This is a genomic window from Collinsella aerofaciens (assembly GCF_028206795.1).
GTDB classification, from domain to species: Bacteria; Actinomycetota; Coriobacteriia; order Coriobacteriales; family Coriobacteriaceae; genus Collinsella; species Collinsella aerofaciens_AX.
In genome coordinates this window covers 1-22770 of the sequence record NZ_JAQLFJ010000006.1, presented here as the reverse complement: position 1 = coordinate 22770, position 22770 = coordinate 1, and the positions used below count along the sequence as shown (strand labels likewise).

Here is a 22770-nt window from a genome sequence, read left to right as displayed (position 1 = left end):
CATCTCCTCCTACCTGCCAAAAAGGGACAGGTTTATTTTGGTAGGTTTTATCTGGGGTTTTATGACGCGACAGACACGCCCCCAAAGCAAAAAGGGGACGGGGCGCAAACCCCATCCCCTCTCAATCAACCTGTAAGGTCTACTTACTTGTGATTAGTAGGAAAGCTTCCACATGTAGCGACGCATGGTCAGCGGGTGCTGACGGGCCTCGGCGATCTGGTTGCCGTACTCGCGCATAACGGCGAGGTGCAGCAGCGGGTTGAAGTAGGTGACGACGCTCGCGGGCACGGCGTCGGCCAGGCCGTAGTCCTTGGAGTCGATCAGAGCGACCTTGGCGCCCATGCGCTTAAGGAAGGTGAGGGCGCGGGCGTCCATCGGACGGGTGGCACCATCGGACATGAAGAAGACGTAGGGCTTACCCTCGGTGGAAACCTCGAACGGGCCGTGGAAGTACTCGCCGGTGTTGTAGGCGGCGGCGTCGATCCACTGCATCTCGGTGAACAGGAAGGCGGCGTGAGAATAAGCCATCTTCTCGGAGGCACCGGAGGCCATGAAGTAGATCATCTCGTCGTCCTTGAAGTCCTGGGCGAACTGCTTGGCAAGACCCTTGGCGGACTGAGCGGCGTTCTCGCAGAGCTCGAAGACGTTGGTGAGGCCGGTGATCATGTCCTCGTAGTGGTCATAGCCCTCGGTCTGCTGAAGGATCTCGACAGCAAGAGCGATGGCGTAGCCGGGCTTCTCGCACTTGGCAGCGTAGTTGGCGTGGAAGCCGTGAACGATGACGTGGTCGGCGTCGACGGTCAGAGCGGAGCCAGCCTTGTTGGTGAGGGAGACGACCGGGCAGTTGTGCTTCTTGGCGGTCTTGTTGGCCTCGACGGTCTCGGGCGTGGAGCCACCCAGGGAGCAGGTGATCACGAAGGTGTGCTCGTTGACCCAGGAAGGCGTGTCGTAGTTGAACTCGTTAGCGGTGAAGATCTGAACGTTCAGCTTGTCCGTGTTGTTGGCCAGGAAGTACTTGGCGGGGTAAAGGTCGGACATGGAAGCACCGCAGCCGACGAAAGCGACGCTGTGGATCTCGTGGTTGGACAGGACGTCAGCGACGATCTGCTTAGGGAGGTTAAGGTCGATCTCGTACATCTGACACATTCCTTTCGATTTGTTGCGGCGTCACATTGCCGGACGCTCGCAGGGTTACCGTAGTTAGGACCGAGTCGCCGGCCCGTTGAGGATGTGACAAAGGGACTATCCCTTTGTCACATGTTAGGGATGGAAGCCTGCCTGGGGTATGGGATGCCAGGCAGGCCCCCGGGGGAAGCGGTTAGACGCTTGGTCGCGACTAGGCCAGGATGCCGGCCGCGGAGAGGGCGATACCGCCCACGATGGCGATCACGAGAAGCCAACCGGTGTTGACGTTCTTCTTGATGAGCCAGTACATAAGGCCGGTGAGGCCAAGGGAGATCATCTGGGGCATCATGCCGTCCAGGATGTCCTGGATCACGACGGTGCCGTCAGCGAACTGCAGCGGGGTGGTGGCGCCGATCAGCGTAGCGATCATGCCGCCCACGGACATAAGACCCACGATGCCGCAGACATACATGAGCTTCTCCATGAGGTCGCCGCCCTGAAGCTTGCTCAGGTACTCGTGGCCGCCCTGATAGCCCATCTTGGCTGCGAACCAAGTGATCAGCACAGAGGGGACGATGGAGATGAGCATGGCCAGGATCGGGCCCATGATGGAACCCTGCTGAGCCAGCTGAACGCCCAGACCAAAGGCGATAACGCGGATGGTGCCCTGGAAGAGGGAGTCACCGATGCCGGAAAGCGGACCCATGAGGGAGGTCTTGACCGCGTTGATCGAATCGGGATCGAAGTTCTCGGGATCCTTGGCGTACTCCTCCTCCATGGAGGCGGAGAGGCCCAGGATGAAAGCACTCGTCTGCGGGGTGCAGTTGTAGAACGCCATGTGACGGTGGTAAGCCTCTTTCTTAGCAGCGAGCTGCTTGGGGTCGGACTCGTCCGGATAGAGGCGATCGAGCGTGGGAACCATGCCGTAGAGGAAGCCCATGTTCATCTGACGCTCGTAGTTCCAAGAGGCCTGGATGGCCCAGGAGCGCCAGAAGAACTGGCTGACCTTCTTGTTCAGGGACACGTCCTTGGTTGCGGTTGCCATAGTGTGTTCCTCCTTAGTCTTCGTCGTCTTCGAGCGGATCGTAGTCGGAATCGACACCGGCGGCTGCATGGGAACCGTTGAACTTGAAGCCCATGAAGACGATAGCCAGGCACACACCGATCAGAGCGACCGCGATGACGGACAGGTTGAGGTAGGCGGCGAGCAGGAAACCGATGAACAGGAACGGGGTCATACCCTTCTTGATCATCATGGTGAGCAGCAGGGCCAGACCGTAGGCGGTCATGATCTTGGTCGAGACGTTCAGACCAACGGACAGCCACTCGGGAACCATGTTGACGATGGCTTGGACCAGGTCGGTACCGACAAAGACGGCCAGGAAGATCGGCAGGAAGTACATGATGGCGTACAGACCGGAGCCGGCGCAGATGTGCATGCGGTAGGCGGTCTTGAACTTGCCGTTATCAATCGCGCTATCGGCCACATGGGTGAGGGCGGCGATGATGGAACGGAACACGATGCCGAGGAGCTGACCCAGGACGGCGACCGGGATGGCGATCGTCATGGCGGTCTCGGCGGAAGCATCGGTCAGGCACGCGAAGGCAGCGGCCACGATGCCGCCCAGGACCATATCGGGCGGAACGGCGGCGCCGACCTGCACCAGGCCCATGGACACGAGTTCGACGGCGGCACCGACGGCAAGGCCGGTGGGCACATCGCCCAGCAGCAGACCGACGAGCGTAGCGCCAACGAGGGGCTGCTCGAAGTTAAGACGACCGAGCAGGCGGGAGTCCCACATGCAGAACACGCCGACGAGGCCGACGAGCACCGCACTGATGAACGTATTCATACCCTTCTCCTTTCAGTCAGGCAAATGCCTGGTTGATTACAGCTTGGCGTCGATGTCGACGCTCTGATACGTAGGGGTCTGCTGGACGTAGAGCTTGATGCCCATGTCGAGCAGCTGGTTGACGTCGGCCTTCTGGGTGGCGTCGAAGAAGACGGAGCTGTCCTTGCCGCCGACCTGCTCGGCACCGTCGTGGTTGGCGGTGGCGCCCAGGTTGATGGCGTCGAGCTTGTAGCCCTGGCAGAACTGCAGCATCTCGGCAGTGTTGCCAAAGACGAACATGACGCGCTCGCCGAGGGTGTTGAGCTTGTCCATCTTGGCGAGGGCACGCTCGACGGTGAAGACGTTCAGGCGCACGCCCTGGGGCTTGGCCAGCTTAAGAGCGCCCTTCTTGATGTCATCGTTGGCAGCAGCGTTGTCGACGACGATGATGCGCTCGGCCTGAACCTTGGTGGTCCAGGTAAAGACGACCTGGCCGTGCAGCAGACGGTAGTCAAGACGTGCGAGGACGATCTTGGCGGGACCGGAGCTGTGACGGGACGCCTTGGCCTTCTTGTCGGGAGCCGCGGCGACCTCGACCGGTGCGTTGGGGTTGGTCAGACCGGTGCGGGCCTCGTTGATGAGGGCCGCGAGCTCGGCGCCCTTGACGGGGGCGGGGCTCATGGCAAGCGTCAGTGCCAGCGGAATGTTGAAACCGCTGATCACCGTGAATGCTGCACCGTTGCGGGAAAGCTCGACCATGCTGTTGTTGACCGAGCTGCCGAGCATATCGGTCAGCACATAGACGGTGTCGTCCGCGTTGAACGTGGCGATCATAGCGTCCACCTTATTGGTGATGGGCTCCTTGTCGTCACGAGCAAGCGACACGACGTGGACGTTCGACACGTCGCCGAGAACCATCTCGAGCGTGTCTTTGGCGCCTGCGGCCAGGCCGCCATGAGATGCGAGAATGATCTGATTCATCTTGCCTCCTCCTTTTCGTTATGGTCATTATAACGTCTTATACGTTGCTTATATTGATAATTAGTATATAAACCGTTCGCGGGTGAAAAACGACCGTTGGCGGGCTTAACGTACTTGAAACGTTGGGGCTGGGTAGGCCGGCGCTGGCTGGATAACCCCAGGTCGGACGCCGCGCGCAACCCCCTATCGCACGAAGTACCAGGGGCTTTCCTGCACGGTGGGCTCCAGCGCAATGCCCGTGCGCTCGCGGAAGAGATCCATGTCCTGCGATTTCTCCGTCCACCACGCGTTGGGCTTAAAGGTCATGCTCTCAACGACATGGCCGACAAACACACTGTTGCGCAGCTTGGAAAAGTCGGTGTTCATGATCACGATGGACGCGAGCACCAAAACGATGCCCAGAACCTTGATCGCACCAGCGGGCTCGGCGTAGACACCAATGCCCAGCAGTACGGTGACGACTGTCTCGAATGACATTACGACGGGAACTTTCGACGTCTCGAGCCCCATGGACAGACCCTGCATATATAAGATGTAAGCCACGGCTGTGGGGATGAGTCCAAAGCCAAGGAACAGCAGCAGCAACTGTGGCGACATTGCCACGGTGACATCCGGCCACGGAGCCGCGATAGCTGCCATAACCGCACCGCCAAAAACAAAGCCCCAAAACGTGACAGCCAGCGGGTGGACCGTCTTGGTTGCCATCCGGCTAAACACCGCGAGCGACGCCCCACAAAGGCCTGCAATCACGCCCGACGTGACGCCCCAAACCGAAAAATGAAAACCGGAAAGGTCGCCATTGGTCACTGCAAGCACACAGCCAACGATGTTAAAGACAATGGCAACGAGCTTGTTGGGGGTCACGTCCTCGCGATAAAGCACGCGGCCGAGCGCGACGCCAAACACCGGCGACGTGTAGAGCAGCACCGATGCGGTGGACATGCCCACCTCGCGCATGCACTCGTAATAGCAGGTGTTGGCGGCAGCCAAACCGACGATACCGACAAGCGCGCAGGAAACAAGCTCTTTAGGGCTCGCCTTGAACAGGGCCAGCGGACCCTGAGCCACGGTAGACCCCTCACCCGGACGGCAGCCCATAAACATCAGGACCGGCGCCAAGATAAGCGCTCCGACCAACAATCGAAAGGCAGCCATGCTCTGGGACGAAACGCCCATGGCCGAGATGCCGTTTACAAAGATTCCGATGCTGCCCCACATAAGCGCGGCGATCAGCACCAGCACATAGCCCAGATTGCTTTTCTTCAACGCAGCCTCCTCGGTATTGTTTCCAATATGTTTCATACTACGTTATAGTCGTTATATACATTTTTCAAGGCACAAATCGGCGAACGGGAAATCTCTCGACACAAGGAGTGTCCCCAACTGCCGGCAGAAAGGGAACGTCCCCAAGTGCCGCTCTAGCAGTTGCGGTGAAATAGTTCTCAAACAGAGGCTTCACGCTCCCAAACAGGAACTATTCCACCGCAACTCATGAGGGGTATTGGGCTGTTAGGCCGCTCTATCCCTTAGTAATCCAGCTTCCACATGTAACGGCGCGTCATGTAGTCCTTGTGGGTGACGGCGGAGAGCGCACGCATGTAGACGTTGTTGAGGATCGGGGCGAAGATCAGGTGGTTGAAGTATTCGCTCACGCTATCCTTGATGTCGTTGAGGCCGAGCTCCTTGGCGTCGAGCTGATAGACGCGCTCGCCACCGTACTGGTTGACGAAGCGGATGCCGCGCTCGTCGTTGCAGCGGCTGCGGCCAACGCTGATGAGCTGGAACAGCGAGGTGCGCTTGTCCAGGATCTCAAAGGGGCCGTGGAAGAAGTCACAGGTGTTGATGGTGCAGGAGTCGATCTGCAGCATCTCCTGCACGTTGCAGATGCTAAAGACGTAGGCGGCACCAAAGAGCGGTCCCTGAGCCATGACGTTGATGCAGGGCTTGTCGGCGTTCTGCTCGGCCCACTTGGCAGCGAGCGGACGGGTGTACTCAACGGCCTTGCGGTAGATGGGGTCGACCAGGTCGAAGGCGGCCATGGCGGTCTCGTACTCGGCATAGCCCTCAGTCTGCTGCGTGAGCTCCATGGCGATCATGGTCACGACGGCGGAGTTGGTACGGCCCATGCAGGACTCGTCGACGGCCAGGCTGTCATACTGGATCTTGTAGTCGCAGACCTCGGTGAGTCCGGACTCGTCAACATAGATGGCGATGGTGCTGGCTCCGTGGTCCTTGGCGACCTGAGCAGCGACGATGGTCTCCTTGGTGCCGCGCATGGACACGACGACGGCCAGGGTGTTCTCGTTGACGTAGGCCGGGGTGGCGTGCACGAACTCGTTGCTGGTGTAGCTGGAGCTCACAACCTGCGTGGCCTCGTGCTCCATAAAGTACTGGGCAGGATAGTTGCCGCCGTTGGATCCGCCAGCGCCGATCCACACGACGCGCTTGATGCCGCCCTTGTCCGTCTTGTCAGCCAAAACCTGGGAGACGACGTCCTTAACCTGTTCCTGAGTAGTCATCGTGCATCAGCCTTTCTTCTCGTTTGATGCTCTCGATGGCATACAAGTTACATACATGTTTTGGTTATGTCGACTAGTTGTATGCTATATTTGTCTTAGAAATTTTGCTGGTAAAGTTTTCGGCAATCCATTACCAGCGATTTTGTTGTCATGTTGGATACATGCTTGGTTCAGTAAGCATACAAGTTAGATATAGGTTGTTCGCATGAGCACTTCGTCAAAAAAGAACTTGGCCCAATACGAGCGTCTGGCGGGTACGCTGCGTGACCGCATCGCCGCCGGCACCTACGCACGCGGAGACAAGCTGCCGTCCGAGATGGAGCTCATGGACGAATCGGGGCTGTCGCGCAGTACCGTGCGCCACGCGCTTAAGGTGTTAGTTGACGAGGGTCTGGTGCGCACCGAGCGCGGACGTGGCACCTTTGTGGCCGACACGCCCGCGCTCCACGAGAACAACCTGGTGTTTTCGAGCTATACGGCACAGGTCCAAGGTCAGGGCATGAAGCCCACCACGCGCACCGTGGACTCGGGCTTTGCCAAGGCGGCCGGCAGCATAGCTAAGTTCTTTGACGCCGCCGTGGGCAGCAAGCTCGTCAAACTTGTCCGCCTGCGTTACCTGGACGATGCGCCACTGTGCCTGGAGACCACCTATTTGCCGCCAAGCTTTGGGTCGCTCATCGATCGCGATATCAACGGTTCGCTCTACGCCACGCTGCGCCAGGAGTTCCATCGTGCGCCGGCGCGGGGGCATAAGACCTTTGAGGTGTGCTATGCCTCGCAAAACGAGGCGTTTTTGCTCAACGTTGAGCGCGGGCAGGCACTGATCCTTATCACTGACTACGTCTACGACACCGACGGCCGCCCGCTCCATGTCTCCAAGCGCATCCAACGCACCGACCGCGCCAAATACACCGAGCCCATCGGCTAACCACCACAATGGGGATAGGCACCTTTGTGGTGGTTTTAGGCGAGGAGGTCGGGGAACCAGGTTGGTTTGGGCTGGTTGGGGGTGCGCTCGGCCAGGACCAACTCCATCCAACACATGTCGTACCAGCGACCGAACTTTTGGGCGCAGCGATCGAAGGCGCCCACCAGGCGATATCCCATATGGGCATGGAAATCCTGACTGTTGTGCGTCAGGTATTCGTCGTCCTTATCGTGCGGCACGGCGATGAGGGCGCACATGTTGGTGATACCCATCGCGACCAGGCATTGCCTGAGCGCATCGTGCAGCTTGCGGCCCAGCCCGCCGTGGCGCACATCGCGCGCCAGGTAGATCGACGTCTCGACCGACCAGTCGTATGCCTCGCGGCTGTTGAGCGGGCTCACATAGGCATAGCCCACCGGACGCCCGTCCAACTCCATCACCAGATACGGATAGCGCTTGAGTGTACGCTCGATGCGCCCGGCAAACTCCTCAACGCTCGGCACCTCGTATTCGCAGGTAATCGCCGTCTGGCGCACATACGGCTCATAGATGGCAAGCAACGCCGGCGCATCGTCGGGCGTCGCCAGGCGAATCGTCGGCTCGGACATCTCGGTCATACAACCCTTCCCCCACAAAAGCAAAGGCCGCCCCGCGCCAAACCCAGGCGCAGGGCGGCCCCTCGTCATTACATCAAGCTACAGGACAGCCGCCAGCGCGTCGATGTCCTCCTGCGTCGTGGCCCAGCTGGTGCAAAAACGTACCACGGTGTGGGTCTCATCGTACTTTTCCCAGTACTCGATCGAGGCGTGCTCGCGAATGCGGGCCATGTCCTCGTTGGGCAAAATCACAAACTGCTGGTTTGTGGGCGTCTCCAAGAAGAACTGGTAGCCGCGCTCGTGCAGCACGCGACGAAGCGCCTGCGCGGTTTCGATCGCCTGGCGACCAATCTCAAAATACAGGCCATCGGTAAAGAGCGCCTCAAACTGCACGCCCGTCAGGCGGCCCTTGGCCAGCAACGCACCGTGCTGCTTAATGCGCGGAATGGGATGCGCCGGAGCGTGCATGCCGCAAAACACCACGGCCTCGCCGCACAGAGCGCCGCACTTGGTGCCGCCGATGTAGAACACGTCGCACAGCTGTGCCAGCTCGGGCAGGGTGATGTCGCACTCGTCGGCTGCCAGCGCATAGGCCAGGCGGGCACCGTCCACAAACAGCGGAATCTCGCGCTTCTGGCACACCGCGTGAATCGCCGCGAGCTCGGCCTTGGAGTACAGCGTGCCGTACTCAGTCGACAGGCTCACGTACACCGCGCCCGGAAACACCGTGTGCTCGTAGCTCTCGTTTTCGTAGAACACCTGGATATAATTCTCGAGGTCCTCGGCATGCATCTTGCCCTCGTAGCCAGGGATGGTGAGCACCTTGTGGCCGCCAAACTCGATGGCGCCCGCCTCGTGACAGGCGACGTGGCCAGTCTCGGCAGCAACGACGCCCTCGTAGGGCGCAAGTAGCATGTCGATCACCGTCGCGTTGGCCTGCGTGCCGCCCACCAGAAAAAACACGTCGGCATCGGGAGCCTGACAGGCCTCGCGGATAAGCTGCTTGGCACGCTCGGTATGTGCATCGGTGCCGTAGCCGGGCTGCGGTTCCATATTGGTGTCGACGAGCGCTTGCAGCACCGCCGGATGTGCACCGTGGGAATAGTCGTTGTTGAACGCGAGCATGGCAATCCTCTCTTACCAGGTATCGTCCAGATGATTCAAGTGGGGCTATTGTACGCCGTGAGGATAGGCAATGCGCGCGGCAAGGCACTCAAGTGCCAACACCAGGGCAAAGCCGCAACTCACGTCAGTCAAAAAGTGTGCACCGATCACGATACGGCCAAAGGCGACGAGCGCCGCGACGGCCGCCGCGACCCAAAAGACCACGCGGCGTCGCGACGGCTTTTCCTTAAAGGCCGCCGCGGGAAGCCCGGCGAGCATAAGGCCGATCGCCGCATGCGCCGTGTGTCCGCTCGCAAACGACTTGAAGCCGTCCTTGATCACGCCGGCGGCGATATAGGCCCACTTGTCGGGGTTACCGATCACCCACCACGGCTGAAAACTGAGCCCCGGCGTGACCTCGATCACGCGCATGCGCGGGCGCGACCACAGCGGCTTGACAATGACGTTGAGGATGATGGCCTGAGCGACCCACACGGCAAGCACCATCAGCGCCCAGCGCGTGAGCTCGTCGGGGTCGGTGTCGCGCGTAAGGCGATAGACGACAAAGTTGGCAGCGATAACCAGCACAAACGTCAGTACCAGCTGAGCTGCGATAAGCTTACCGCCAACCTGCAGGGACGAGATAATCTCGTAGCCGGCCAGGCCGACGTTGACGAGGATGCCGAGCACGGCGAGCCATTTGCTCCCCCTGGAATCGGGACGCACCGCGCGCACGAGCATAACGCCCGCGATGCTCGCCGTCAGCTCAAACGGCAGCTCGCCGGCGGCCTCGATAAAGCGACCGTACATGCTGCCGATGTTGAACAGCGCGCTCGAGATCTGGTAATCGAAGAAGCTGCCCACGCCCAGACAAAGGCACAGGACGACCGCAATCATGGCGACATCTTTCTTATAGATGTATCCGAACATGCTTTCCTTTCGATGGGGTGGAATCGGCCCGCAACGTGGTGGGACAAAGAACGACCAATATCTCTATCCCGCTACGCCCCCTACCTGTTAGTCATCATCACTAGCGCCCAGCTGCTGCAGCAGCATGAGGGCGGCTGCCACGGGACCGGTGCCGTCGTTGGCGTCGAGGCCACGACCCAGGCCGCTGCCCGCACCGGCGCCCGCCTTGTAGGGCACTGACAGCTTGCGGCTCTTGGGGAAGTTCACCGCGCCATAGCGGGTCTTAAGCTCAAAGGCCACCTTCTTGGGCACGTCGACGCCCAAAAACGTGATGCGACCGCCGCTGAGCGTGACGCTCTCGAGCCCCAGGCGCTCGCCGCGAATGCGGATGCGCGCGCGGTTGAACAGGTTGAGTCCCGCCAACGGCAGCTCACCATGCGCGGCCTCGGTCTCCTCCTGCACCTCGTCGACACTCTCCAGGTCCTCGGCCGCCGCGAGCTTACGGTACACGAGCACGCGCTGGTCCACCGCCGGCAGGTACTCCTCGGACAAGAAGTAATCGGCCGGCAGGTTAATGCCCACGCTCGCCGCCTCCACGCCGGCATCGTCATCGCCGCGCGCCTCGGCCACGGCCTGGCCCAGCATCTGCGTAAACAGGTCAAAGCCCACGCTCGACAGGTTACCGTGCTGCTCGGCGCCCATAAGCGAGCCGGCACCACGGATCTCCAGGTCGCGCATGGCGATGCGCATGCCGCTGCCCAGGTCCTGGAACTCGGAAAGTGCGGTCAGGCGCGCCGTCGCCTCCTCGGTGAGCGGCAGCTCGCCCGGGAACATAAAGTACGCGTAGGCCTGCGTGGCAGAGCGACCCACGCGGCCCTTGAGCTGGTAGAGCTGCGCCAGGCCCAGACGCTGCGAATCCTCGATGATGAGCGTGTTGGCGGTCGCGTTGTCGATGCCGCTCTCCACGATGGTCGTGGCGATGAGCACGTCGATCTTTTTGGTCGCGAACTCAATCATCACATCCTCGACCTCGCGCGGGCTCATCTTGCCGTGCGCCACGCCCACGCGCGCCTCGGGCGCGGCCTCGTGCACGCGCGCCACGGCGTCGTCGATGGTCTTGACGCGGTTGGACACGTAGTACACCTGGCCGCCGCGGCCCACCTCCAGGCGAATCGCCGCGCTCACCACATCGGGGTCGTACTCCCCCACATGCACGATCACGGGACGACGCCCAGTCGGCGGCGTCGTGATCAGGCTCATGTCGCGCACGCCGCTCGTGGCCATCTGCATGGTTCGCGGAATAGGCGTGGCCGAAAGCGTGAGCACGTCAATCTGCTCGCGCAGGTTCTTGAGCTGCTCCTTGTGCTGCACGCCAAAGCGCTGCTCCTCGTCGATGATCACCAGGCCTAGGTTCTTAGGGTTCACATCGGCCGAAAGCAGACGATGCGTGCCGATGAGCACATCGATCGTGCCCTCGGCAAATGCCTTGAGCGCGCGCTTTTGCTGCGCCGGCGTGCGAAAGCGGCTGAGTACCTCGACTTCAAGGCCAAACGGGGCAAAACGCTCAAAGAACGTCTCGTAGTGCTGCTGGGCCAGAATGGTCGTGGGGCAGAGCACCATGACCTGGCGGCCGGAGTCCACGCACTTAAACGCTGCGCGCAGGGCGACCTCGGTCTTGCCAAAGCCCACATCGCCGCACAGCAGGCGGTCCATGGGCTTGGGCGCCTCCATGTCGGCCTTAATGTCGGCGATGGCCTCCAACTGGTCGCGCGTCTCGTCGTAGGGAAAGCTCTCCTCCATCTCGATCTGCTCGGGCGTATCGGGCGGACAGGCGATACCGGTAATCGACGAGCGGCGCGTATACAAATCGACCAGGTCAAACGCCAGCTTTTTCGCGTTCTTGCGCGCCTTATTGGTTGCACGCGTCCAGTCGGCGGTATTGAGCCTGGTCAGGCGCGGCTTGTCACCATCGGGGCCAACGTATCGCGTGATACGGTCGACCTGCTCGAGCGGCACGTAGAGCTTGTCGCCGTCGGCATATTCCAGCAAAAAGTAGTCGCGCTCTTTGCCGCCCACTTCCTGACGCGCAATCTCGCTAAAGAGTGCGATGCCGTGAGTGGCGTGCACCACGTAGTCGCCCGGCTTAAACGGGAAGGTGATCTGCGTAATGTCCACCTTGCGGCGGCTGCGCGCGCGGTTGGCATCCATACGGGCGTTGAGGTCGGCGATCGAGAACACGGCCAGGTTGGCATCGGGCACCACCACGCCCTGCGGCAGGGCGGCATCGACAAAGGTCACGCGCCCGCGCGAGATGGTGGGCACGGCGGCACCGGCGGCAGCCTGGGCCGCGCCCGCCTCGAGCGAGCGGGCGTTGAGTGCGTCGGCCTTACGCTCGCGAATTGCAGCATGGGCTTCCTGGCGGGCAGCGCGATCGGCAGAATCCGCCGTTGCCACGCGTACGCGCTCGCCGATGGCGCCGGCATTTTCGGGCGCCGCGGTCAGCGATTCCTCAAAGGTAATGCCCTCGTCGCCAAAGGTGAGCTCCATCGACTCACGCGCGCCGCGGTCGGGAATGGCAAACACGCAGGCATAGCGCTTGCCCACGACCTCCTGGATGCGCGTCATAAAACGGTTGTCCGAGCCTGCGATGGCAGGCTGCTCAATCTTGAGCTCGGCCGTCACCGCGCCGCCGGCACGAATGAGGCTTACGTAGTTCAGGCGCTGCTGGGCACCAAAATCGAGCTGTTGAGCGCGCACGTACAGACCGTCCAGGCGGTCAATCCCCGCCTCGCCGGCACGGGCCTCGATATCCTCGTAGGCACGCAGGCAGTCGTCGAACAGCGAGCGCGGCTCGGACAAAACCACAAGCGCCTTGCCACTCACGTGTGCCAACGGGCTCACGGTCTGGCCGTACATCACCGGCAAAAAGCGGTCGAGCTCGGGCGTGACGATGCGCGCATCCACCATCTCGAGCAGCGCCGCCAGCTTGCTATCGTCCTGGCTGGCGCGGTAGAGCGCCACGTGCATGTTGTGGACCGCCTCATCGGTAAGCGCCAGCTCACGGCAGGGGAAGATCTCGATACTGTCCTCGTTGCCGATGGTTTGGCCCGTGGAGCTCACCATGCGGCGGATGCGGTCAATCTCGTCGCCAAAGAACTCGATGCGTACGGGCGCCTTTTCCTGTGCGGGGAACACCTCGACGGTGTCGCCGTGCACGCGGAACAGACCGGGCGCGTCGGCGGCGCCGGCATTGGTGTAGCCCATGCCCACCAGGCGCTGCGGCACCTCGTCAAAAGGAATCTCCTCGCCCACCGCAAAAGTGGTGGACTCCCAATAGCGACTCTCGACCGGCGGCACGCAGCGCAGCAGCGCACGGGCCGAGGCAACCATGATGCAGTTGTCCCCGCGCACGATGCGCCCCAGAGCCTCGCAGCGCTGCGCCACCACGGCGTCGTCGGGCGCCTGCTCGCGCCACGGATAGTCCTTGCGCTCGGGAAAGCGGCACACATGCGCCAAGCCCACGTAGGCGGCAAGGCTGCGCGCGGCGCGATCGGCCGCGTCCTCGCCGCTCACAATGTAGACCGTCGGTCGCGGACGGCGCGCAAACTGGGCGGCCGCCATAAGCGTACGGCCCGACTGCGACACGGCCAGCGTCACGTCCTCGCCGGCATCGAGTCCGGCCTCGACGGTCTGCAAGGCCTCGGCAGTGTAGAGCTGCGCGGCTATACGGTGAATGAGCATGCTGTTCCTCCGGCATTGCAACGCCAAAAGCCCGCCGGGGCAAGCTCGGCGGGTATGCGGCGAATTTCATTGCCTGTCATGGTAGCGCATGGAGAGGACTCCGGCTCAAAGGCAAACCCAGCCCCGCAAAAAACGCCAGACGAAGATGTGTTCCGCCCTACCCCGCTACGCGCACGCTGGGGCAAAGGTCTGCCAGCGGGCACTCGTCGCACTTAGGTTTACGGGCATCGCAGATCTCGCGGCCAAATGTGATCCACTGGTGGTTGACCGACTCCCAATACTCGTGCGGCAAAATCTTGAGCAGATCTTGCTCGGTCTTGAGCGGCTCCTTGGCATGCGTCTTGGGGCTCAGCATCAGGCGGTGCGCGATGCGGTTGACGTGCGTATCGACCGCGATGCCCTCGACAATGCCAAACCCCACGTTGAGCACGATGTTCGCCGTTTTGCGGCCAACACCCGGCAGCTTGACGAGCTCCTTCATGTCGGCCGGCACCTCGCCACCGTAATCGGCAACGATCATCTGCGCGGCCTCCACGGCGTGCTTGGCCTTGCTCTTATAAAAGCCGAGCGACTTAATGGTATCGGCCACATCGGCCACGCTCGCCCCCGCCATGGCCTCGGGCGTGGGCCACTGGGCAAACAGCTTCGGCGTCACCTTGTTGACCTGCGCGTCGGTCGTCTGCGCCGAGAGCAGCACCGCGATGAGCAGCCTAAAGGGATTCTCGTGATCCAAAAAACACTCGACCGGGCCATAGCGACGGTTGAGGCGCTCGCACACCTCAACGGCGCGCTCGCGTTTGGCGGCATTGGTCTCGCGTGGCATAACAACTCCTCGGCTCGGCAGAAACATAACTTCACGGAAACGATTGTCCCACGTACGGGGGCCTTAAGCCTCCAAAAATGCGCCGGTCTGGCGGCCCCACAGGCTCGCATACTCGCCGCCCGCCTCGACAAGCTGCGCATGCGTACCGTCCTCGACAATCTCGCCGTCCGCCAGCACCACGATGCGATCGAGCGCCGCCACGGTGGACAGGCGATGCGCCACCACAATGGAGGTGCGACCGCGCATCAGGTTCTCGAGCGCCTCCTGCACCAGCGCCTCGGACTCGCTGTCGAGGGCAGACGTCGCCTCGTCGAGCACCAGGATCGGCGCGTCGGTCAGGATAGCGCGGGCGATGGCCACGCGCTGACGTTGGCCGCCCGAAAGCTTGACGCCACGCTCGCCCACCATGGTGTCAAAGCCGTTTGGTAGGCGGTCGATAAACTCGGTCGCATTTGCCAGGCGCGCGGCCTCGCGGATCTGCTCGTCGGTGGCGTCGGGGCGTCCGTAGGCGATATTCTCGCGAATGGAGCGATGGAACAGCAACGCCTCCTGCGGCACGTAGGCAACCTGGCGGCGCAGACTCTGCTGCGTACAGCGCGAGACGTCCTGGCCGTCCACGAGCACGCGGCCGCCCTGTACGTCGTCCAGGCGCAGCAACAACTTGGTGAGCGTCGTCTTGCCCGAGCCCGATTTACCCACCAGGCCCACGCGCTGGCCCGCCGCCACATGGAGCGTCAGGTCGTCGAACACGCTCTCGCCCGCTGCGGCGTCACGGTATGCAAAGCTCAAGTGCTCAAAATCAATCGCACCTTCGGTCACTTTAAGCTCGGGAGCGTTCTCGTCGTCTGCCACCAGACGCGGCTCGTCCAGCACGCGCGTCATCTCGGCCGCATCGCCCAGCGCGCGGTTGATGCGCTGCATCATGGAGCTTACGTAGTTCAGACGCATGGTGAGGTTGTACGTATAGGTAAAGATCATGACGAGCGCGCCAGCAGAGATGCCAAACCACGCGTTGCCGCCCGCGACGAACACGCTCACCACGGCCATAGTAACGACGATAAGGCCCGAGGTCGTAAAGTTGCGCTGCATCATGGCGTGCATCGAAACCGTCTCGGCGTCGCGCGCGGCGCGGTCGGCGGCATCGAACAGGTCGCGCTCAAAGTCCTCGCGCCCACAGGTCTTGACGGCCAGGATGTTCGTGACCGCGTCGGACAGCACGCCCGACAGCTTGTTCTGCGCGGCGGACGTCGCGGCCGAAAGCGGCATGATGCGCTTGTACATAAGCCAGACAAATGCGATGTAGACGACCATGATGCCCACCAAAATCACGGTAAACGTCGGTACCACCGGGGCGAGCGCCGCCACCGTGCAGACAACCGAGGTGATGGTGGGAATGAGCGAATACACCGTCACGTCCACCAGGCCCGTGTAGCCGCTCATAAAACGACTCGTCTGGCTCACAAGCGATCCGCCAAAGCGACTGGTGTGGAATGTCATGGATTGATTGGAGAGTGTGTCGAAGCACAAGCGCGCCAAGTGATAGTTACCTGCAATCTCGAGCTTGTAGACGGTGTAGTCCTGCAGCTTGGAGAGGATCTGGCCCACTAGGTTAACGAACACGAGCGCCAGAATATAGGGACCAAAGACCTCAAACACCTGGTCGCCCGCCACGGGGCCGGCCTGGACGCGGTCGACGATAAGGGCCATCACGTAGGTGTTGGCAAACGTGAGCAAAAAGATGTAGCCCGCCGACGAGAACACCGAGAGAAAGACGATCAGCGGCTGTGTGCGCGTGACGTCCCAAAAACGCTGTAGCGTGCGGCGCACGGTGGAGCGTTTGAGCGGACTGGTGTTTCTCTGAGACATGGGCTTCCTTTCGCGTCTGATAGGGCGAAACGCCATTGTTGCACACTAAAGCGCACTTCAGGCAAGCACGATGCGAAAAGCGCCCGCGCCGTGCTTGTGCAGGCACCCCGCCGTCAGATGCAGCTAGTCTTCGTCTTTTTGGTCTGCGAGCAAGCCTGCGGACTCCAAGCCCAAAATCTCGTCGGCCTCCCGCGCGTCTTCCAGCGCGTCGATATCCTTGAGCTTGCGCTCCATAACGTTGGTGCGCGTGGTGATGATGCCCTCGACCGTTTTACCCGCGGTCTCGATCTGCTGCTGGGCACGACGCAGCGCCGCCTGATAGCGCGGCAGCTCGGCCTTGACGGCAGAGAGCACACGCAGCACGTCGTCGGTGCGCTTTTGCAGCCTAAACGTCTGGTAGCTCATCTGCAGGCTGTTGAGGATGGCCGCCATGGTGCTGGGGCCGGCAACGTTAACGTGATAGTCGCGGCCCAGGGTCTCGATAAGCCCGGGGCGGCTGACGACCTCGGCGTACAGGCCCTCAAACGGCATGAACATAATGCCAAAATTGGTGGTCGCGGGCACGCTCAGGTACTTTTCGCAGATGTCCTTTGCCTCGCGTTTCACCATAGCATCGAGTGTCTTGCGCGCGGTGGCCACAGCTTCGGCATCACCCGACTCTTGCGCGTCGAGCAGATGCTCGTACGCGTCGCCCGGGAACTTGGAGTCGATCGGCAGCAGCACGGGGTCGCCCTCGTCCACCGGCAGCTTGACGGCAAATTCGACGCGCTCCGAGGCGCTGGGCTTGGTGGCGACGTTTTCCAGATACTGGTCGGGCGTAAGGATGTCCGCCAGGATTGCACCCAGCTGTACCTCGCCCAAAATGCCACGCGCCTTGACGTTGCCCAGCACGCGCTTGAGGTCGCCCACGCCCGTGGCAATGGATTGCATGTCGCCCAAGCCCTTGTACACGGCCTCGAGCTGGTCGCTCACCTGCTTAAACGATGCAGACAGGCGATCGTTGAGCGTACGGGAGAGTTTCTCGTCCACCGTCGCGCGCATCTGATCGAGCTGCACGTTGTTGTCCTTGCGGATGGCGCCCAGCTGGGCATCGACCGTCTCGCGCACCTTGTCCAGGCGGTGCTCGATGCCCTCGCGGTTGGCACCGAGCTGTTGGGCCGTCTCGCGGCGCAGGTCATCCATACGGTCGCCAGCCTGCGAGAACTCACGCGCGATGGTCAGGTAACGCTGCTGCTCTACGGCCGCATCGGTCGTCTGCTGCTGCGCGATGGCATTTGCCGTGCGGCGGGTTTCTGCCAACGCGACGTTGAGGGTGTCGAGCGTGCTGTTGGCCTGCTCGAGCGCTGCCAGCGTTTCCGCGCTACTGTCGCCACGCTCCCGCAACTCGGCACGCAGGCTCTTGAGCTGGAGGGCGCAAGCCACAGCAACTCCCACCGCCACCAAGGCAATCACAACAAGCACGATATCAATAGCAGGCATAGACTCCGCCCAACAAACTCAATCGACCATCAATCAAAACCGCGATCAATCTTACCCCGCCACACGCACCGGGCGCCCGGCCCCTTCTTGGGTGCTTCTCTCCTCCGCATATTCCATAATGCGACGCGCTGTCTTCCTGCTCACCTTCGAGTCATCACCGGCTAAGTATGCGTACACGTTTCCTTTATTCAGGTGCAGAGCACGGCAGAGGCCATAGCGCGTTACGCCCGATTCCTCCAATGCTTCCAGTATTCTTTTTCGCATCAGGGCGTTGATCCTTCTGTTCGCCACCGGCTTTTCCTTCACCGCTCTATACGCACGCCAAACGTTGGCATAACGATTAGGAAGCTCACTTTTGGCGCATAAAGATATTATGTTACCCGCTTGACCGTACAAGGACAAAACGTCTCGGTAATCCTCTTCCATCCACGAGCCCTCGGATAAACCCAGAACGTATTCGGCCTTACCCTGCGCCAAAGCGAGCAAAAACAGAGGCTCCGCCACACGCGGCTCAACCGTTGTTGCCTGCTTTACAAGCTTCCTAAAACTCAGCGACTGCTGTCCGGACAGCTCTCGGCAATAGCCTTTCAAAAAACCCTCAAAAGTCAGATTCAACCGAGCACCTCCTTTTTGTATTGCCTGTATGCACAGACCATCTCTTGATAACTCCGCTCTGAAGGCGACGAGGCCAACGCCTCCCCTTCATCGAATATAAGCCGCTCGAGCAGATCCCAATCAAGTCGGTCGATAAATGTTCGACTATGGAGGTCGACGATGTCGTTCGGACGATAGGCATAAAGCTTCATCACCGCCAGATCCTCCAAAGATGGCGTAAAGTACCTGATAAAATGCGCCCCGATCTCCAATGGGATCAGTCGATCTTCGTAATTGAATGGCATCTGGTTGCAATATGCCACTACCATGCCATTCACCTCGGGGTATCGAGCTATGATCTCGCGGAGGCACCTGTCTGCCTCAAACACATCAATGTCATGTGTAACCGACCGATTCGTCACATCGTTTAGCATGAAGGCGCTTCCTCCCACCAATACAACGCTCGGCCTATCGTCTCTTGGACCTATTTCCAGCTCCGCCTCTTCGTCAATATCCAAAAGAGTCTGCTCTAAATCCTGCTTATACATAGCAAATCCTATTATTATTCATCTTCAATAATACTATTCAGTCGCACGACAGGACCCACAGGATGCAAGAATCCTACTCGTGGCGAGAATCCCTACACCCTAGAAGTCCTAATGTGACAAACGCTAGCTCTCCCAGCCGGCGCGGATGGTTGTTATGACGTCACCTAGGCGCTGGCCCAGGGCCGCTAGATGTTGGAGTACCTCGTTGGGCGATGCGCCGTTGAGGATGCACGTGAGGGCATACGACGCCAGAAAGATGGCCGCAAGCCCCAGCGGGATGAGCACGATCATCGCCAAGGTGCGCAGGCGCTGGCCCACGCGGCGACGGCGCGCACGACGCTTGTCGAACGCGAGCTCCTGCGCATATGAATCTTGCTGTACGGAATAGGCCTCTGGTGCCGATTCACACCCGGGCACAGCTGCAGGTACAGCAGCGAGCACGACATTTTGCGCAAAGGGCTGGACTGCCGCCCCTTGCATTTGCATCTCCATGAGTCGTTGCTGCTGACGCAGCATGCGCTCAGCTTGTTGCTGCGGAGTCTCAAGAAACAGATCCATGCTGGCCTCCAAAATCGGAGCATTCGACGCTTACGCCCAGCATCCCGCACCGTCAATGCCACGGCAACGCAATCCGTAGCAATAGCCGCAAAGTTTCTTGTTGACAAAAGCTGTCGAAAACCTCAACAACTCCCCTACCAGCACTTTCTCTGAGCTTTTTTATCGAATGGTCTTTTGCCCTTCCGCCAACCCGCCAACTAACCAAAATCTAACCAAAAGCTTGACGAAAATTGTGGAGACCGAGACCCCACACAAAAACGTGCCGCCCCAAAAGGGGCGGCACACAAACTTCTAATCAGCTTTTCAGTAACGAGCACGCGACGACCCGAAGCCGGAGCGCAGGGCGGGAGGCCGGATCGCCTTCCCTCAACGCGACCCTGTGGAGCCGTGAGCGGGGAGGGAAGGCGATCCGGCCTCCCGCCCTGCGCTCCGCAGCAGCCAGCGCCAAGCGCTAGTAGTTCACCACCTGCTCCTCAAAGTACGCCTTCGGGTGGTTGCACACCGGGCACACCTCGGGCGCCTCGGCACCAACATGCAGGTGTCCGCAGTTCAGGCACTTCCACACCTTTACGCCCTCGCGCTCAAACACCTCGCCCGATTCAATGCGCTCGACGAGCTTGTTATAGCGCTCTTCGTGGGCCTTCTCGACAGCGGCGACGCCGCGGAACTTCTCGGCGATCTCGGCAAAGCCCTCCTCCTCGGCGGTCTTGGCAAACTCGTCATACATCGTGGTCCACTCGTAGTTCTCGCCCGCGGCGGCGTCGCGCAGGTTGTCCAGAGTGCCCGGAACGGCGCCATCGTGCAGATACTTAAACCACAGCTTGGCATGCTCGGACTCGTTGCCCGCCGTCTCGGCAAAGATATTCGAGATCTGAACGTAGCCGTCCTTTTTGGCCTTGGATGCATAGTAGCGATACTTGGTGTGTGCCTGGGACTCACCGGCAAAAGCAGTCTCGAGGTTCTTCTTGGTCTGAGAGTTCTCAAAATCCATAGGTGTACTTCCCTTCAACACGTGCCGCCCATAGGCTTTGAGCGGCCCTGTCTTTAGGATGCCCTCAAGCCGAGAATTTAAACCTTACAATCCCGTTCTTCAGATTTGAGCGGGCTACACGCTCAACCAACGATCGCCCTCGGAGCGGCAAAAGCCCTCGCGCTCCAGATCGGCAAGGATGCTTGCGACCAGCTCGCGCTCGACCGGCTCTCGGCCGGCTGCCGTCTCCATCTCGTTAACGCCTGCAACAGCTTCATCGAGCGTAATACCTGCCGGCTGCCCATCGCGCGCCGCCAGCAGCATGCGCACAATGTGGGCGCGCTTTTGGCGACGCGAGCCTTCAAAATTGGACTGACGACTATAGCTCGCCGACCGCCTGGACGGATTGGGCAGCGTCTTTTTAAGATACGCGCCGTAATCCAGCAACGCGTAATACCACGCGCGCGGCGTGTCGGCATCGTCTTGAGGCGCGGCAAAGGGCGCAATCTCATCCGCCGCCGCACCGGGGGCCGCCGGACAGGCAGCTTGAATCAGCGGCACCAGCTCGCGATCGGGAACGGCCGGCACATCGGGAAAGAAATGATGCAAAAAGACCGTGCGCACGTTGGTCTCCAGATACACGCCCGGAAGATCGAATGCAAACGAACGGATGCCCTGCGCCGTTGCCGGGCCAATGCCGGGCAACGCGACCAGATCGTGCATCTCACGCGGAAACTCCCCATCCCAGTCCTCCACAACGCACTGTGCAGCCCTGTGAAGCGCCAGGGCGCGGCGATTGTAGCCCATCCCCTGCCACGCATCCAAGACATCGGAAGGGGCGGCCTGAGCAAGCGCCCGGACAGTCGGAAAGCGATCGAGCCACGCCGGCATGCGCGTCTCCACGCGCGGCACCTGCGTCTGCTGCAGCATGACCTCGGAAAGCCAGATGATATACGGGTCGCGCGTGCGGCGCCACGGAAGGTCGCGATAACGCAGGACCCCTTCCGAACGAATCATCGAACGAAAGGGGTCCTGAATCATGACAATGCTCCTTATGCGGCGCTATTCCTCCCGGCAAGCATACGCGCAGGCGGCGTACTCGGGAAACGCATCGCGGTCGGCGAACTTGGGATCGACAGCCGGAAACTGGCGATGGGCGACGATATCGCCGAGCGAAACGGAATCGAGATAGTCGCGCATCAGCGCCTGGGCTCCGGCCCACAGGGGATGATAGCAGCACGTGCCCATGCGCGCACAGTCGCCATCGGGCGCGGTGCAATCGTTCATAACCATGGGGCCCTGAACGGCCTCTACGACCTGACGGATCGTGACATCGTCGGGGCTCACCTTAAGGCGCATGCCGCCATGAACACCACGCAGGCTCTCCACAATGCCGGCCTGAACCAAGCCGTGCTGAATCGAACGGGCAAACGAATACGGAACATTGACCTCTTCGGCAGCAGTGCGAACAGAAAGCAACCGCTCCGGCTCCTCGGCAAGCATCGCAAGCATGCGAAGGGCATAATCAGTCTTCCTCGATATGTCCATGTTTCCCCTTTCAAGGAATACGAACAGCTCGAACGAGCTCCGGGGCCGAGCTTGTGTCGAGACGCTAAATGACCGCCAGGACATCCAAATGGTAAATCGGATATCCACTGAGTGCCGCGCTTGGAGCGAAATGCATCAGATGCGGCGCACAGTGGAATTTAGTATAACCTAACCCCCTGTCTCGTTGAACAGGTGTTGCGCAACAAAGCTGTTGTTCAGACAGATATACTTATTAGATTTTACTTGCGTTCCCGAAGGCGCGGGGATTCTGGGCGAAGATGCACCAGGGCGATCGTTCTATCGAAACAAAGTGCATCAAACGCAAAAAGCCACGTCCGAAGACGTGGCTTTAATTGCGTTGGCGGGAAGTACGGGGCTCGAACCCGCGACCTCCGACGTGACAGGCCGGCGCTCTAACCAAACTGAGCTAACTCCCCAGGCAGGCGTTCGCGTTTGTTTCCGCTCGCGTGCGCTGCGGGGATTAGTATACACAGAAGTCTGTCCGGCGCGCAACAACTTTTTTGAAAAAAATTTTGGGGCCATCCGGGAGGGTCTCCGGGGCTGGGGGCGGGGGTTAAGTTTGCTGCTCTACAGTCCTGCGCAAGACGGAAAGCACATTAAGTGCTTTCCTTTGCGTGCGGAACTCGCG

The 22770-nt window shown here is 60.7% G+C and carries 20 protein-coding genes and 1 tRNA gene; 1 reads left to right on the top strand and 20 read right to left on the bottom strand.

Annotated elements, in window-relative coordinates:
- Window positions 1–153: 153 nt before the first annotated feature.
- The 6 genes from PMX70_RS05185 to PMX70_RS05160 form a co-directional block, all read right to left on the bottom strand.
- Entirely contained in the window at window positions 154–1137 is a 984-nt protein-coding gene (locus tag PMX70_RS05185) for an SIS domain-containing protein (protein WP_233502903.1), read from the bottom strand.
- 199 nt (window positions 1138–1336) lie between these two features.
- Window positions 1337–2170 carry a PTS system mannose/fructose/sorbose family transporter subunit IID gene (locus PMX70_RS05180; protein ID WP_271743095.1) on the bottom strand — a complete coding sequence of 278 codons (834 nt, stop codon included), beginning with the start codon at window positions 2168–2170 and terminating at the stop codon, window positions 1337–1339.
- A 13-nt stretch (window positions 2171–2183) separates the two neighbouring features.
- Window positions 2184–2978 (bottom strand): PTS mannose/fructose/sorbose/N-acetylgalactosamine transporter subunit IIC, encoded by a 795-nt coding sequence (locus PMX70_RS05175; RefSeq protein WP_117629035.1) that lies wholly within the window; start codon window positions 2976–2978, stop codon window positions 2184–2186.
- A gap of 36 nt (window positions 2979–3014) precedes the next feature.
- Entirely contained in the window at window positions 3015–3938 is a 924-nt protein-coding gene (locus tag PMX70_RS05170; protein ID WP_271743094.1) for a PTS sugar transporter subunit IIAB, read from the bottom strand.
- Window positions 3939–4121: 183 nt separating this feature from the next.
- Complete coding sequence (locus PMX70_RS05165; protein WP_271743093.1) at window positions 4122–5204, bottom strand: DMT family transporter; 1083 nt, start codon at window positions 5202–5204, stop codon at window positions 4122–4124.
- 260 nt (window positions 5205–5464) lie between these two features.
- Entirely contained in the window at window positions 5465–6457 is a 993-nt protein-coding gene (locus PMX70_RS05160) for an SIS domain-containing protein (RefSeq protein ID WP_271743092.1), read from the bottom strand.
- A 205-nt stretch (window positions 6458–6662) separates the two neighbouring features.
- Here PMX70_RS05160 and PMX70_RS05155 point away from each other — a divergent pair, with 205 nt between their 5' ends.
- The gene (locus PMX70_RS05155) at window positions 6663–7385 is read left to right on the top strand and encodes a GntR family transcriptional regulator (RefSeq protein WP_271743091.1); all 723 of its coding nucleotides are present in this window, start codon (window positions 6663–6665) and stop codon (window positions 7383–7385) included.
- A 35-nt stretch (window positions 7386–7420) separates the two neighbouring features.
- On the opposite strand, the gene PMX70_RS05150 is transcribed toward PMX70_RS05155, so the two are convergent.
- From PMX70_RS05150 to PMX70_RS05085, 14 genes are all read right to left on the bottom strand, one after another.
- Window positions 7421–8002, bottom strand: coding sequence for a GNAT family N-acetyltransferase (locus PMX70_RS05150; RefSeq protein WP_271743090.1), 582 nt, complete (start codon window positions 8000–8002; stop codon window positions 7421–7423).
- A gap of 78 nt (window positions 8003–8080) precedes the next feature.
- Window positions 8081–9106 carry a threonine aldolase family protein gene (locus PMX70_RS05145; RefSeq protein ID WP_118271027.1) on the bottom strand — a complete coding sequence of 342 codons (1026 nt, stop codon included), beginning with the start codon at window positions 9104–9106 and terminating at the stop codon, window positions 8081–8083.
- 45 nt (window positions 9107–9151) lie between these two features.
- Complete coding sequence (locus PMX70_RS05140; protein ID WP_271743089.1) at window positions 9152–10015, bottom strand: phosphatase PAP2 family protein; 864 nt, start codon at window positions 10013–10015, stop codon at window positions 9152–9154.
- An 87-nt stretch (window positions 10016–10102) separates the two neighbouring features.
- On the bottom strand, window positions 10103–13735 hold the full coding sequence (gene mfd, locus PMX70_RS05135) for a transcription-repair coupling factor (RefSeq protein ID WP_271743088.1): 3633 nt from the start codon (window positions 13733–13735) through the stop codon (window positions 10103–10105).
- A 157-nt stretch (window positions 13736–13892) separates the two neighbouring features.
- Window positions 13893–14558: an endonuclease III gene (gene nth, locus PMX70_RS05130; protein ID WP_271743087.1), complete on the bottom strand. Its 666-nt coding sequence runs from the start codon at window positions 14556–14558 to the stop codon at window positions 13893–13895.
- A gap of 63 nt (window positions 14559–14621) precedes the next feature.
- Window positions 14622–16424 carry an ABC transporter ATP-binding protein gene (locus tag PMX70_RS05125; RefSeq protein ID WP_271743086.1) on the bottom strand — a complete coding sequence of 601 codons (1803 nt, stop codon included), beginning with the start codon at window positions 16422–16424 and terminating at the stop codon, window positions 14622–14624.
- Window positions 16425–16547: 123 nt separating this feature from the next.
- Entirely contained in the window at window positions 16548–17903 is a 1356-nt protein-coding gene (locus PMX70_RS05120) for a DNA recombination protein RmuC (RefSeq protein ID WP_271743085.1), read from the bottom strand.
- A 51-nt stretch (window positions 17904–17954) separates the two neighbouring features.
- A complete protein-coding gene (locus PMX70_RS05115; RefSeq protein WP_271743084.1) occupies window positions 17955–18518 on the bottom strand; it encodes a hypothetical protein in 564 nt (187 codons plus the stop codon).
- The gene (locus PMX70_RS05110; RefSeq protein WP_117736879.1) at window positions 18515–19045 is read right to left on the bottom strand and encodes a DUF6036 family nucleotidyltransferase; all 531 of its coding nucleotides are present in this window, start codon (window positions 19043–19045) and stop codon (window positions 18515–18517) included. The genes PMX70_RS05115 and PMX70_RS05110 overlap by 4 nt, the downstream gene beginning before the upstream one ends.
- A gap of 123 nt (window positions 19046–19168) precedes the next feature.
- Entirely contained in the window at window positions 19169–19603 is a 435-nt protein-coding gene (locus PMX70_RS05105) for a hypothetical protein (protein ID WP_271743083.1), read from the bottom strand.
- A 451-nt stretch (window positions 19604–20054) separates the two neighbouring features.
- Window positions 20055–20594: a rubrerythrin gene (gene rbr / locus PMX70_RS05100; protein ID WP_006235152.1), complete on the bottom strand. Its 540-nt coding sequence runs from the start codon at window positions 20592–20594 to the stop codon at window positions 20055–20057.
- Between the two features lie 114 nt (window positions 20595–20708).
- Window positions 20709–21614, bottom strand: a complete 906-nt coding sequence (locus PMX70_RS05095; RefSeq protein ID WP_271743082.1) for an HhH-GPD family protein — start codon at window positions 21612–21614, stop codon at window positions 20709–20711.
- 21 nt (window positions 21615–21635) lie between these two features.
- Window positions 21636–22121 (bottom strand): RrF2 family transcriptional regulator, encoded by a 486-nt coding sequence (locus PMX70_RS05090; RefSeq protein ID WP_118080686.1) that lies wholly within the window; start codon window positions 22119–22121, stop codon window positions 21636–21638.
- A gap of 359 nt (window positions 22122–22480) precedes the next feature.
- Window positions 22481–22558, bottom strand: a tRNA-Asp gene (locus PMX70_RS05085).
- Between the last annotated feature and the right edge of the window lie 212 nt (window positions 22559–22770).